13 protein-coding genes are annotated in these 12,175 nt (G+C 64.3%); 4 read left to right on the top strand and 9 right to left on the bottom strand.

The window, feature by feature from the left end:
- Positions 1-55 precede the first annotated feature (55 nt).
- A complete protein-coding gene (locus tag ACZYYX_RS20555; protein ID WP_463816434.1) occupies positions 56-958 on the top strand; it encodes an enoyl-CoA hydratase in 903 nt (300 codons plus the stop codon).
- Between the two features lie 93 nt (positions 959-1,051).
- Here the strand turns inward: ACZYYX_RS20555 and ACZYYX_RS20550 are convergent, their stop codons facing one another.
- Positions 1,052-1,891, bottom strand: a complete 840-nt coding sequence (locus ACZYYX_RS20550; protein WP_463816433.1) for a mycofactocin-coupled SDR family oxidoreductase — start codon at positions 1,889-1,891, stop codon at positions 1,052-1,054.
- Between the two features lie 198 nt (positions 1,892-2,089).
- A complete protein-coding gene (locus ACZYYX_RS20545; RefSeq protein WP_463816432.1) occupies positions 2,090-2,746 on the bottom strand; it encodes a TetR/AcrR family transcriptional regulator in 657 nt (218 codons plus the stop codon).
- A gap of 184 nt (positions 2,747-2,930) precedes the next feature.
- On the opposite strand from ACZYYX_RS20545, the gene ACZYYX_RS20540 reads away from it, so the two are divergent.
- The gene (locus ACZYYX_RS20540) at positions 2,931-4,103 is read left to right on the top strand and encodes an acyl-CoA dehydrogenase family protein (protein WP_463816431.1); all 1,173 of its coding nucleotides are present in this window, start codon (positions 2,931-2,933) and stop codon (positions 4,101-4,103) included.
- A gap of 27 nt (positions 4,104-4,130) precedes the next feature.
- Here ACZYYX_RS20540 and ACZYYX_RS20535 read toward each other — a convergent pair whose 3' ends face one another.
- Genes ACZYYX_RS20535 through ACZYYX_RS20505 form a run of 7 tightly spaced genes read right to left on the bottom strand, consistent with a single transcriptional unit; the run spans position 4,131 to position 9,905 of the window.
- Positions 4,131-4,904 carry an acyl-CoA dehydrogenase family protein gene (locus ACZYYX_RS20535; protein WP_463816528.1) on the bottom strand — a complete coding sequence of 258 codons (774 nt, stop codon included), beginning with the start codon at positions 4,902-4,904 and terminating at the stop codon, positions 4,131-4,133.
- Positions 4,905-4,927: 23 nt separating this feature from the next.
- Positions 4,928-6,058: an acyl-CoA dehydrogenase family protein gene (locus ACZYYX_RS20530; RefSeq protein ID WP_463816430.1), complete on the bottom strand. Its 1,131-nt coding sequence runs from the start codon at positions 6,056-6,058 to the stop codon at positions 4,928-4,930.
- Entirely contained in the window at positions 6,055-6,501 is a 447-nt protein-coding gene (locus ACZYYX_RS20525) for a nuclear transport factor 2 family protein (protein ID WP_463816429.1), read from the bottom strand. Before ACZYYX_RS20525 ends, ACZYYX_RS20530 begins: the two co-directional genes overlap by 4 nt.
- On the bottom strand, positions 6,488-7,717 hold the full coding sequence (locus ACZYYX_RS20520) for a metal-dependent hydrolase family protein (protein WP_463816428.1): 1,230 nt from the start codon (positions 7,715-7,717) through the stop codon (positions 6,488-6,490). The genes ACZYYX_RS20525 and ACZYYX_RS20520 overlap by 14 nt, the downstream gene beginning before the upstream one ends.
- Positions 7,718-7,719: 2 nt before the next feature.
- Entirely contained in the window at positions 7,720-8,049 is a 330-nt protein-coding gene (locus tag ACZYYX_RS20515) for a hypothetical protein (protein WP_463816427.1), read from the bottom strand.
- Positions 8,042-9,373, bottom strand: coding sequence for an aromatic ring-hydroxylating oxygenase subunit alpha (locus tag ACZYYX_RS20510; protein WP_463816426.1), 1,332 nt, complete (start codon positions 9,371-9,373; stop codon positions 8,042-8,044). Before ACZYYX_RS20510 ends, ACZYYX_RS20515 begins: the two co-directional genes overlap by 8 nt.
- Positions 9,374-9,377: 4 nt before the next feature.
- Complete coding sequence (locus ACZYYX_RS20505; RefSeq protein WP_463816425.1) at positions 9,378-9,905, bottom strand: carboxymuconolactone decarboxylase family protein; 528 nt, start codon at positions 9,903-9,905, stop codon at positions 9,378-9,380.
- A gap of 338 nt (positions 9,906-10,243) precedes the next feature.
- On the opposite strand from ACZYYX_RS20505, the gene ACZYYX_RS20500 reads away from it, so the two are divergent.
- Positions 10,244-11,410 (top strand): acyl-CoA dehydrogenase family protein, encoded by a 1,167-nt coding sequence (locus tag ACZYYX_RS20500; RefSeq protein ID WP_463816527.1) that lies wholly within the window; start codon positions 10,244-10,246, stop codon positions 11,408-11,410.
- Positions 11,410-12,174 carry an SDR family NAD(P)-dependent oxidoreductase gene (locus tag ACZYYX_RS20495; RefSeq protein WP_463816424.1) on the top strand — a complete coding sequence of 255 codons (765 nt, stop codon included), beginning with the start codon at positions 11,410-11,412 and terminating at the stop codon, positions 12,172-12,174. Before ACZYYX_RS20500 ends, ACZYYX_RS20495 begins: the two co-directional genes overlap by 1 nt.
- Position 12,175 lies beyond the last annotated feature (1 nt).

Below are 12,175 nucleotides of genomic sequence, written 5' to 3'. Positions count from 1 at the left end.
TCTCACCAAACACTCTCGGGCACAACGTCATCACATTCTGAAAGGCGCGTGGCCCATGGATGATTACCGCTTCATCACGTACGAGACGCTCGACCAGGGCACCATCGTCCGCATCATGCTCAACCGGCCGGAGCAGCGCAACGCCCAGCAGCGCGGGCTGTTGGTCGAGCTCACTGCGGCGTTCCTCGCGGCCGAGGCCGACGACACGGTACGCGTGGTGATTCTGGGCGGCAACGGACCGATGTTCTCCTCGGGTCATGATCTTGGATCGAAGGTGATGATGCAGGAGTATCAGCCCGGCCCCGGCCAGCATCCGAGCTTCACCGAGAACGGAGCCACCCGTGAAGGTGCAGAGAAGATGATGCTGCAGGAGTGGCACCACTTCTTCGAGAACACCCGCCGGTGGCGCAACCTCCGCAAGATCACGATCGCGCAGGTCCACGGTGAGGTGTACGCCGCGGCCTTGATGCTCATGTGGGCCTGTGACCTCATCGTGGCCGCCGAGGACACGACTTTCGCCGATGTCGTCGGGACTCGGCTCGGCATGTGCGGCGTCGAGTACTTCGCCCACCCGTGGGAATTCGGAGCTCGAAAGACAAAGGAGCTCATGCTCACCGGAGACTCACTGCCGGTGGACGAAGCGCACGCGCTGGGCATGGTGTCCAAAGTGTTCCCGGCCCACGAGCTGGCTGACCGAACCCTGGAATTCGCCCGGCGCATCGCCAAGGTGCCGACGATGGCGGCTCTGCTCGTGAAGGAATCGGTCAACCAGACTCAGGACAATCAGGGCTTCTACAACGCGCTCAACGCCTGCTTCACGTTGCACCAACTCAACCACAGCCACTGGTCGCAGGTGCACGGCGGCGGATTCCCGGTCGCCAACGAGAGCGACGGCGTGCCGAACTGGCGCGATGCGCCCCCTGTCGTACCCGCTGCCAAGAACAAGGTGAGGGACTAGCAGCTCGTATCAGTAGCTTCTCGTGACCGTACTGTGACGCCGAGACGCGCTGCGCGGTCTGCGATCTCGTGATCGCAGACCGTCAGGCGTCCGCTACTTCAGGCAGCTGCCGGCATCGATCGGCAGCGTCACGCCGGTCAGGTAACGGCCCTCGTCGGACGCGAAGAACAGCACGGCATTGCTGACGTCGATGGGGTCCACCCAGGGGATGGGCAGCGTGTGGAACATCTGACAGATCGGTGCCATGTCGTCGGCTCCCGGGTTCTCCAGGTCGGGCCGAAACATCTTGAACGTGGCGTCGTTGTGCAGCATCTGGGTGCTCACGTGAGTGGGATGCACAGAGTTCACCCGAATCATGTGTTGGCCCAGCTCCACTGCGAACGCACGCATCAAGCCGACGACGCCGTGCTTGGCCGCAACGTAATGTCCGGTGTTGGGATATGCCTTCAGGCCGCCCACAGAGCTCGTCAGAACGATGGAACCGCCTGCACCGCCTGCGATCATGTGGGGGACTGCCGCCTTGACGGTTTTCCAGACGCCCGTGAGGTTGGTGCCGATCATGTCGTTCCAGTCGTCTTCACCGGTCTGGTCCAGAGTCGCTCCGCCGTTGCCGATGCCGGCGTTCGCGACGACGATGTCCAGCCGCCCCAGCTGCTCGACGCCGCCGTCGACCGCCTCCTTCAAGGCTGCGTAATCGCGCACGTCCACCTCGGCGGTGACGATCCGGCGGTCGAGATTCTTCACCAGGGAGGCTGTTTCGGCCAGGTCTTCGGGCGTCGACGCCGGGATGCCGCCCGGCGCGGTCATCGGCTTGCAGACGTCGACGGCGATGATGTCGGCGCCCTCTTCGGCCAATCGCACCGCGTGGCTGCGGCCCTGGCCCCGCGCCGCACCGGTGATGAAAGCGACCTTGCCCGCCACCCGTTGTGACATCTGTTCCCTCGAATCCGTTGAAGATCGCACATGCTGTGCACCTGCTCAGCACTCTGTCACCGCATGTCGGGTCGTGTCAACGGCGTGGGACGATGAATTGCTGTTGTGACGTGATCGAGGCGCGGGCCAGCCGAGAGTGCTTCTCGGACAGGGGGTGACGCTACCGTCGGTGAATTCGCCGACGGTCGAATTCGAGAGTCAGTCCTCGGATGCGAATCCGTGCGACACGAAATCCCATACCTCATCGGCAGAGATCGGCGTCGTCGCCACGTCTTCCGAACCGCTGCTCTGAGCGACGAACATCACCGTCTGCATCGTCATCGCGGCAATCCGCTTGGGGTTCACGCCGGGGCGCAACTGACCGGCCGCCGCGGCGTCCTCCATGAGTTCGGTCAGCAGCATCACGAGTGGAGCGTGCGCGACCTTGACTTCGGACGGATGCGTGACGAGTAGGCGAGGTGCGAAATCCGTGAACAGGGGACGCTTCGCGACTGGGTCGGGCCGGGAGGATTCGAACAGGAGTTGGATCGCGACCTTCAGCCGCTCCAGCGGATCGGCATGATTGGTCGTCGCTGCGCGAATCTGCTCGGCCGAGCGGCTCAGCGCGTCTTCGAACAGGGCCAAGAGCAGTTCGTGTTTGCCGTCGAACTGGAGGTAGAAGCTGCGAAGCGACTGTCGCGAACGGTCGACGACCTCTTGCACCGTGAAGTCGGTGCTGCCCTTCTCGATGATGATCGCCTGAGCGGCATCGAGGAAGCGCTGAACCCGTTGCGCCGCACGCACTTTCGCTGTCTTGATGGAGCGTTCGACCGCGCGCTGCTTCCAGGCCGGCTCTTCGCTGGGGCTAGTAGTCATCGACGCCTCTGACCTGGGCCGATTCGGGAGAACATGGATGAACTATACCGGAGAACGGCATTGAACAGTGCGCTACGCCCAGCCGAGACCCGCGTGTCAGAGATTGTAACTTTCCCACAACGAGAATAGTATTCTCTGAAAGTCCGCAGGAAAAGACTGACGGTTAGGTACGGAATGGACGCTCGTGCAGCTGACCTTTGATGACGACGTCGAGGCCTACCGCTGCGAGTTCGCCGCCTTTCTCGACGAACACGCCCCGTCCGATGCTGACGGCGTCCTTCGACCGCATTCGTCTGCGCACATGCCGGACTGGGCTCGCGCTTGGCAGCGTCTGCTCTTCGACAACGGGTGGCTGGTGCCGGGGAATCCGCCGGCATTCGGCGGTCGTAACGCCACGCTGATGCAGCAGTACGTGCACCAGATCGAGCTGGCCCGTCGGCGGATGGTGTCGAGCTTCAACCCGCAGGGCGTGGGCATCATCGCCGCGTCTCTGTTGACGTTCGGCACTCCCGAACAGCAGGCGAAGTGGGCAGTGCCCATCCTTCGCGCAGAGATCACCGCTGCCCTCGGCATGAGTGAGCCGGGTGCCGGCTCGGATCTGGCGTCGCTACGCACGACCGCTGTGCGGGATGGGGACGAATTCGTCGTCAACGGCCAAAAGGTGTGGACCTCGGGTGCCCACGAATCCGACGTGATCCTGACTTTCGTGCGCACCGACCCCGCGGCTGTCAAGCATCGTGGCATCAGCGTTCTCCTGATCCCGACCGCCTCGGCAGGCGTGACATGTCGGCCGTTCGCCTCCGCTGCCGACCGCGACGACCTGGACTTCAACGAGGTGTTCTTCTCCGACGTCCGGGTGCCTGCGGCCAACCTCGTCGGTGAGCTGGGCAAGGGCTGGAGTGTCGCCACCGGGTCGTTGGGCCATGAACGGAACATGCTGTGGCTCAGCTACGCCGATCGGCTGCAGGACCTGGTAGACGACTGGCACCCGACGTCTGTGATCGAACGGGACCGGTACGCGACGCTGGTGATGGACAACCATGCGTTGCGGCTGATGGGCTCCGCTGCGCTCGCGCGCGCAGCTCGCGGTGACGAGGACGTCGCCTCGCTGTCTGTTCTCAAGGTTCACGGAGCTGATTCGGTGCAGGCCGCCACCGAGCACGCGCTCTCCGGGCAGGGCGCTGACGGGCTGAGGCAATCCGGCATGTCGGCGCCCTATGTACCGCTCAATCACGACCACTACTCGGGGAGTTGGGCCGACCGCTACATCCGGTCGTTCGCCGGAACCATCGCCGGTGGCACCTCGGAGATCCAACGCAACATCATCGCGCAACGCGTACTCGGTTTGCCCCGTTAGCGGCCCGCGCCGCCACCGGCGCCACCGCTACAGTTCGGCCAGCCTCGGCACCGAGCCGCGGGCACGCAGGCCGGCGCCGGCCTTGATGGTCAGTTCCCCCGAGCTGCCGAGCAATCCGTCGAGAACCAGCACCCGCTTCACGTGGTGGTGCAGAGCGTGTTCGGCGGTGAAACCGATGCCGCCGAGCACCTGCTGGCAGTGCCGGGCAGCTGTGAGGGCGGCCCGGCCGGCGGCCGCTTTGGCAAGTAACGCAGTCAGATCCGGGTTGTCGACTCCCGGCAGGGTCAGGGTCGCCTCGGCACCCTCGATGGCGACCAGCGTGTCTGCCAGTCGGTGTCGCACCGCTTGGAAGGACGCGATCGGTCTGCCGAACTGCGTGCGATCCAGGGAGTGGCGACGGGCCAGCGCCAGCATGGCCCGCGAACATCCAATCAGCCACCAGCCCAGCGCCCGACGGCCTTCTGCGAGGCGCAACAGCTCGCCTTCATCGGTCCGGCGCAGGGGTAGCCCACCCATGACCGCGCTCGCCGTGCCGTCGGCGTGCCGATCCCACACCACCTGAACATTTCCCGCGAAGGGCAGTGCGGGGGACCCGCCGAGCTCGCGACGGCTGGATCGCAACACCACGTCGTTCACTATCGACGCGTGCGCCCCTGTCTCGCCGAGCAGGCGGAAAACCACAGGAATGATCCTCTCCGCCGACTCGGTGAGCATCTCGGCCCAGCCCAACTTGGCGAGCGCGCGGTCCAGATCGCTGCCGGACGACGACTGCATCGTCTTGCGCAGGGTCGCCTCGAGCATCTTCAGTTCGTCTGGATCCACGATCACTCTTTCCCAAGGTCGAGCAGGCGACGCGCGACGATGTTTCGCTGGACCTCGGCGGTACCACCGTAGATGGTCGATGCGCGAGAGTAGAGGTACTCCGTGCGCCACTCCGTGTCATCCAGATCGATTGCCTCCGGGAGTAACTCGAACACGGTGTCGTAGAGGCGCTGCTCTGCGCCCGACAGCAGGAGTTTGTCCACGGAGGTCTCTGGACCCAGCTTGGCCCCGTCGTCCAATCGTCGTTGCGTGGCCAGAGAACGGCATCGGAGCGTATGAAGAGCCAGATACGCCTCTCCCATGTCGCCGTCGACATCGCGGCCCAGATGCTTGACGTCGAGGACGAGCGCATCGAGTCGGGAGTAGAGATAGGCGATTCGCTGCCAGAAGCAGGTCGAGCGCTCATAGGGCAGCAGGTCCATGGCGAGTTGCCAACCGTCACCTGGGTTTCCGAGCATGCGATCGGCGGGCACCACGACGTCGTCGAAATACACCTCGCAGAACTCGTCCACGCCGTGCATCGTCTGCAGCGGTCGAACATCGATGCCGGGGCTGTCCATGTCGACGAAGAACGCGGTGAGGGCCTGGTTCTTCGGAGTGTCGGTGCCCCCGGTGCGGGTCAGCAGAATGCACTTGGACGAGAACTGCGCATAGCTGGTCCACACCTTCTGTCCGCTGACCACCCAGGAGTCTCCGCGTTGCTCCGCTCGGGTGCTCAGCGAGGCCAGATCGCTCCCGGCGCCGGGCTCGGAGAACCCCTGACACCACGTCTCCCGTCCGGACAGCAGGCGCGGCACCATCTCCGCGGCCAACTCCGGGCTCGCGTAGTCGATCATCGTGGGCGCCAGTACTTCGAGCATCGAATAGGGGCCCGGTTCGTCGAGGCGCTGGCCCACGATCTCCTCGCCCACGACGGCGCGCAGAACAGCGGGTCCGCCGAAACCACCGGCCTTTTCAGGCCAGCCCCACCGCATCCAACCGGCGTCGTAGAGTGCCCCGAGCACGCGTGTGTGCTGCGCTTGATGAGCTTCCAGCGAGTGGTCGGCCGGGGGAGTCAAGTCGTTCTCATCGAGCCACTTGCGCAGTCCGGATCGGAACTCTGCGACGCTGGGAACGCCGGCGAACGTCGTCACCCTGCCTCCGGCCTGCCGATGGCGTGTGGACGGCCCGAGTCGTGGTCGCCGTTGCGCCGGATGAATGTCATGGCGCGGGCCTTCAGACGCCATCCGTCGTCTGTGCGGAGGTAGCTGTCACGGTAGTAGCCGATGCGCATGTCGTGCGTGGAGTGCTCGACGAAGCACAGTGGTTGGGTACCGGTTGCGGTGTCGGCGCCGTCGTCGAGGTCGACAAGTGCCGTCCCCGTCATGAACAAGCCGCTGGGGGCGGCCGCGACGAGCTCGGGAAACCGCGCCAGGCTGTAGGTCGAACCGAACGCGCTGTAGGTGCCGTCCGGCGTGAAGACCGTGACGAGTCCGTCGACGTCTCCCTGGGTGATGGTGACCGCGTACTTGGCCAACAGCTGATGGATTTCGACGAGGTCGTCGGTGCGCGACGGCCGGGTCCTAGAGGTTGTCATGTCGGAAGACCTTTCCGCCCTTCATAACGAAGCCGACGTGTTGGGTGACGCTGATGTCCTGCAGAGGGTCACCCGGGACGGCGATGATGTCGGCCAGCAGGCCTTCGGCGATGCGACCCCGGTCGGTGACGCCGATGAGGTCGGCGGCAACGACAGTCGCGGCCCGCAGCACGGCCGCCGCGGGCATGCCCCAGTCGACGAGCGTGACGAGCTCGTCGGCGTTGCGGCCGTGCGGGATGGCGGGCGCGTCGGTGCCGACCGCGATCTTCACGCCGGCCTCGTAGGCTGCGACCAGCGACGTGCGCGCCTTGGGGAACATCTCGGCAGCCTTGTCCTGCAGTGCTTTCGGAGCCTTCGACACGTCCATTGCCTCGGCAAGTCGACGGGTGGTGACGAGGAAGCGGTCGTGCTCGACGAGCATCTGAATGGCCTCGTCGTCCATGAGGAATCCGTGTTCGATGCAGTCGATGCCGACCGCGACGGCGTGCTTGACGGCCTCGGCACCATGTGTGTGGGCGGCCACTCGCAGTCCGCGTCGGTGCGCCTCGTCCACGATTGCGGACAGTTCCTCGTCCGAATAGTGTTGCGCACCAGCCTCTCCGGTCAGAGACATCACTCCGCCCGAGACGCACACCTTGATCAGCTGGGCGCCGTGCTTGATCTGGTAGCGCACCGCCTTGCGGATCTCGTCGACGCCGTTGGCAATGCCTTCCTCGACCGTCAGCTCGAGCGCACCGGGCATGAAGGCGGCGAACATCGTGGGGTCGAGATGCCCGCCCGTCGGCGTGATCGCATGGCCCGCGGGCACCACGCGCGGCCCGTCGATCCAACCGGCGTCAATGGCCTTGCTCAATGCGACGTCGAGCAGATAGCCACCCGTCTTGACGAACAGCCCCAGGTTGCGGACCGTGGTGAAGCCCGCTCGCAGCGTGCGGCGGGAGTTGCCCACGGCGCGAAGCACACGGGTGGGCGGGTCGTCCTGCACTTGAGAAAGACCCGGGTTCTCCCCGCGGCCACCCATGAGCAGGTTGACCTCCATGTCCATCAGACCCGGCAGCAGGATGGACTCTCCGAGGTCGAGCACCTCGTTATCCGAGCCGTTCGGGACGTCCCCGCCGATGCCGACGATCCGGTCACCCTCGATCCTGACGACGGCCGGTCGGATCACCTCACCCGCGTCGACGTCGACGTAACCCGCAGCCTTGACGGTCAGCACGACTAGACCACCGGCTCCTTGACCAATTGGATGTAGGCCGCGCCACTGTCGAGCACACGCGGTTGCTTCCACACCTCGATGGGGAAGCTCACCATGACGATGGACTGTCCGAGGTGGACCAGTGCTTTGGCGTCCTCGGGCATGCCCGCGAGAGGAAAGCGTTCGTCGACGTAGACCATGATGTCCTCGAGACGCGCCATGCCGGCGTCGTACAACTCCTGCATCTCGTCCATCGTCGATGCGAGACGCTTGGCGTAACGCTCCTCCTCGGTCGGCAGGCACCATTCTGCGAATCGTTCGAGATCGGCGAACTCCGCGGGCAGCTTAGACATGTACGCGATCCTTCTCGTCTGTCGTAGCGGCGTGCACGCCGTTGGTCTCGGCCAGAGATGCCTTGTACCGGTCCACGTACTTGTGAGCGGTCATGTGGAGATGTCGCAGCAGAATCTCCTGATCGCAGAGCGGGAACTCTGTGACGGCCCGGGTGCCGATCTGGGTCTGCGTCGCCTCGAGGGTGTTCGCATCCTGGAACGCGTACTCCTTGAAAGTGACCGCCGCGAGCTCCTGAGAAAGCCTCTGGCGCAGGTTCTTCGGCGGAACGAAGTACAGATCTGCCTCGAAGATGTGAGAATCGACGCCGGTCGGCCAGTAGTTGTAGGTGAGGTACCAGCCCGGTGCCCAGAACAGCAGCGTCCAGTTCGGAAAGAATTCGAACGAGTCTGTGCCCCAGGTCTTGTGCCGGCCAGGGTTGATGGCGGGCGGCAACTCGTCGGGCAGAATGCCCTTGATGTCCGGCCGGTCCCAGGGGCCGAAGAGACCGCTGTGCAGTATCTGCTCGATGGGCTTGACCATGTTGATGTCCTTGGGCGGGGACATGCCGCCCCACGACGACACCATCGAGTGATCGCCCTTGATGTCGTAGGCGAGCGCCTCGAATCCGAACTTGGCGAGTTTCTCGGCCTCCGCCTTCTCGGCCTGCTTCATGTGCAGGATCGGCGCGTGGTAGAACTCCGTGAACGCGTCGATGAACAGCTTCCAGTTCGCCTTGACTTCTGACCGGTAGCTGTAGTGCTCGGTCATCTCGTGGAACGGGTAGCCCTTCAGGCCCTCGCCGAACTCGCCCAGGTATTCAGCCAGGGGCTGGGCGTCGTCGTCGAAGTTGACGAAAATGAAGCCCTCCCACACCTCGCACCGCACCGCCTTGAGCGGGTAGTCGGCCTTGTCGATGTCGAAGAACTCGCCCTCTTGCTGAATGAAGGTCAGGTCGCCCTTCAGGTCGTACCGCCATGCGTGGTATTTGCAGACGAACTGGCGGCAGTTGCCGGAGACCTCTTCGCCCGGGTAGTCGTTCCAGACCAACTTGTTTCCCCGGTGCCTGCACATGTTGTAAAAGGCCCGGATGGTGCCGTCCTTGTCCTTGTTGACGATGATCGAGGTTCCCTTCCCCACCGAGGGTATCTCGCGCGTGAAGTAGCTGCCCGTCTTGGGAAGCAGCTCGACGCGACCGAGGTGCAGCCACGTCTTGCGGAAGATGGCTTGTTGCTCCAGCATCCAGTGGTCAGGATCGATCGAATCGGTGTAATCCACTGGTGCCGTGCCCAATTCTGGCCAGTTCTCGGTCCAGCTACCCGCCTCGGGTTTGGGGAAGAATGCCACGCGATCAGTTCTCCTTCTTGGGTTCCACACCGAATGTGTTCAGGGCCATGGCCAGCATGTTGTAGCCGCCAACTGTGAAGACGAAGTCCATCAACTCGCGCTTGCCGAGGTGTTCGGACAACGCTGCCCACGTATCGTCGCCGACACTGGCACCGTCGACGAGTTCATCGACCGCCGCCAACACGACGCGGTCGAAGCCTGCGGCGCCCCTGATGCCTTGTGCCGTCGCGATGTCGTCCGCGGTCAGCCCAGCATCGGTTCCGATCGCTACGTGCTCGTCCCACTCGTACGCACACGCGGTGCGGTGGGCAACCCGCAGAATGGCCATCTCGCGGACCCGCGGGTCGAGGGTCGAGCGCGTGAGCAGGTAGAAGCTGAAATTCAGGAACGGGCGGGTGAGGTCGGGATGATTGACCAGGGTGCCGATCGCGTTCCCTGCTGCTGTGGGGTTGCGGAGTTCTTCAGGCATCATCCGCAGTGCGGTCAACACGGCGTCGTCCCACTCGGCAGCAGGCAACGGCGGTATGCGCACGGCTTCTCCTTCGGGGAGTGTCGGGGTTACTCGGCGCTCCGAGAATTGCATTCTCATATTCGACTAACAGATTTTCACGTCGACGCTCGATCGTCAACGGTGGGGTGCGTCGAGTTCACCGCATCCGCTGCAGGCCGCACCCGGGAATCCCCAGGCATGTGCCCTTATGGACCGGCCTGGCGGTTGATTCTCCGCAAACGAGAGGATAGTTTTCGTCTACTGGTCGGGTGAACCCTGACCGCCGGCGTGGAGGTGCTGCGGCGTTCTCCGTCGGGCCGAGGTGGCCCGCGGCGGCATCGGACCGCCCTTCGACGAGGAGAGATTCAGTGACCGGTGGGATGAACTTCGCACTGACCGAGGATCAGGAGCTGATCCGTAAGTCGGTGGCCGAACTGGCGGGGCGCTTCGACGACCAGTACTGGATGGACAAGGACCAGCGTCACGAATTCCCCCAGGAGTTCTACGATGCCGTCGCCTCCGGAGGTTGGCTCGGCATGACCATCCCCGAGGCATACGGCGGTCATGGTCTCGGCATCACCGAGGCGACCATCCTCGCCGAGGAAGTGGCCCGCTCCGGCGGCGGGATGAACGCAGCCAGTGCGATTCACATGTCCATCTTCGGCATGCAGCCCGTGGTGGTGTTCGGGTCGGAAGAGATGAAGGCCGCGACCCTGCCCAGAATCGTCGACGGCGATCTTCACGTCTGCTTCGGTGTCACCGAACCCGGTGCAGGCCTTGATACGTCGCGCATCACCACGTTCGCCAGGCGTGACGGGGACTCGTACGTGGTCAACGGACGTAAGGTGTGGATCTCCAAGGCCATGGAGTCCGAGAAGATTCTGTTGCTGACCCGGACCACGCCCTACGACGACGTCGCCAAGAAGACCGACGGGCTGACGTTGTTCCTCACCGATCTCGATCGCGACCACGTCGACGTGCGGCCCATCACGAAGATGGGGAGGAACGCGGTCAGCAGCAACGAGTTGTTCATCGACGACCTCCGCATTCCGGTCGCGGATCGCATCGGCGAGGAGGGTAGGGGCTTCGAGTACATCCTGCACGGTCTCAATCCGGAGCGGATGCTGATCGCAGCGGAGGCGCTGGGCATCGGGCGGGTGGCCTTGGACCGTGCAGTCAGATACGCCAACGAGCGCGTCGTCTTCGATCGACCGATAGGCATGAACCAGGGCATCCAGTTCCCCCTGGCCGACTCGCTGGCACGACTCGATGCCGCGGAGCTCGTCTTGCGTAAGGCCACGTGGCTCTACGACAACGGTCGGTCCTGCGGCCGGGAGGCCAACATGGCCAAGTACCTGTGCGCGGACGCCGGATTCGATGCAGCCGACCGTGCCATGCAGACGCACGGCGGCATGGGTTACTCCGAGGAGTACCACATCTCGCGCTTCTTCCGTGAGTCCCGACTGATGAAGATCGCCCCGGTGAGTCAGGAGATGATCCTGAACTTCCTGGCCTCGAAGGTGCTTGGCCTGCCCAGGAGCTACTGATGGGTGCCAATCCGCTCTTCGACCTCACGGGTCGGTCCGCTCTCGTGACGGGCGCTGCCGGCGGGATCGGCTCGGCGGTCGCGGGAGCTCTCGCCACTGCTGGTGCGTCGGTCTTCGTGACCGACCTCGACGAGAACGCCGCGGCCGAGGTCGCCAACGGAATCAACGATCGGGGAGGCAGAGCCGGGAGCGCGGGACTGGACGTCGCCGACCGGGAATCCGCCGACGCCGCGGCCGCACGGGCGGCGGCAATGACCGGTGGTGTGCTCAATATTGTTGTCAACAATGCGGGAGTGACCGCGCCCGCGATGTTCTCGGACATCACCGAGGACAATGTCAACCGACTGCTCGACATTCACGTGATGGGCGCCTTCCGCGTCACCCAGGCGGCGCTTCCGTTCCTCGCAACCGATGGCACCGGGCGCGTCGTGAACGTGACCTCGGCGGCTGGTATCACCGGCACGCTCGGGCAGGTCAACTATTCGATGGCCAAAGCCGGAATCATCGGATTCACCAAGTCGTTGGCCCGCGAGCTCGCACGCAAGAACATCCTTGTCAATGCGTTGGCGCCGCTGGCTGCGACCCCGATGACCGAGACCATTCGCACCAACGAGAAATTCGCCGCGAACATGATGCGCCGAATCCCGTTGCAGCGCTGGGCTGAACCGGACGAGGTTGCGGGCGCCTTCGTCTTCCTCGCATCCGATGCCGCGTCCTACATCACGGGTCAGGTGCTGCCCGTGGACGGCGGCATGGTGATGTGAC

The organism is Mycobacterium sp. IDUB_1, from assembly GCF_055419625.1.
Note: the sequence above shows the minus strand (reverse complement) of the source record. Positions and strands in the feature narration are given on the sequence as shown.

Coding starts and splice junctions, on each gene's coding strand:
- ACZYYX_RS20555 (WP_463816434.1), top strand. CDS start 56: ATGGATGATTACCGCTTCATCACGTACGAGACGCTCGACCAGGGCACC.
- ACZYYX_RS20550 (WP_463816433.1), bottom strand. CDS start 1,891: ATGTCACAACGGGTGGCGGGCAAGGTCGCTTTCATCACCGGTGCGGCG.
- ACZYYX_RS20545 (WP_463816432.1), bottom strand. CDS start 2,746: ATGACTACTAGCCCCAGCGAAGAGCCGGCCTGGAAGCAGCGCGCGGTC.
- ACZYYX_RS20535 (WP_463816528.1), bottom strand. CDS start 4,904: ATGCTCGAGGCGACCCTGCGCAAGACGATGCAGTCGTCGTCCGGCAGC.
- ACZYYX_RS20525 (WP_463816429.1), bottom strand. CDS start 6,501: ATGACAACCTCTAGGACCCGGCCGTCGCGCACCGACGACCTCGTCGAA.
- ACZYYX_RS20515 (WP_463816427.1), bottom strand. CDS start 8,049: ATGTCTAAGCTGCCCGCGGAGTTCGCCGATCTCGAACGATTCGCAGAA.
- ACZYYX_RS20500 (WP_463816527.1), top strand. CDS start 10,244: ATGAACTTCGCACTGACCGAGGATCAGGAGCTGATCCGTAAGTCGGTG.
- ACZYYX_RS20495 (WP_463816424.1), top strand. CDS start 11,410: ATGGGTGCCAATCCGCTCTTCGACCTCACGGGTCGGTCCGCTCTCGTG.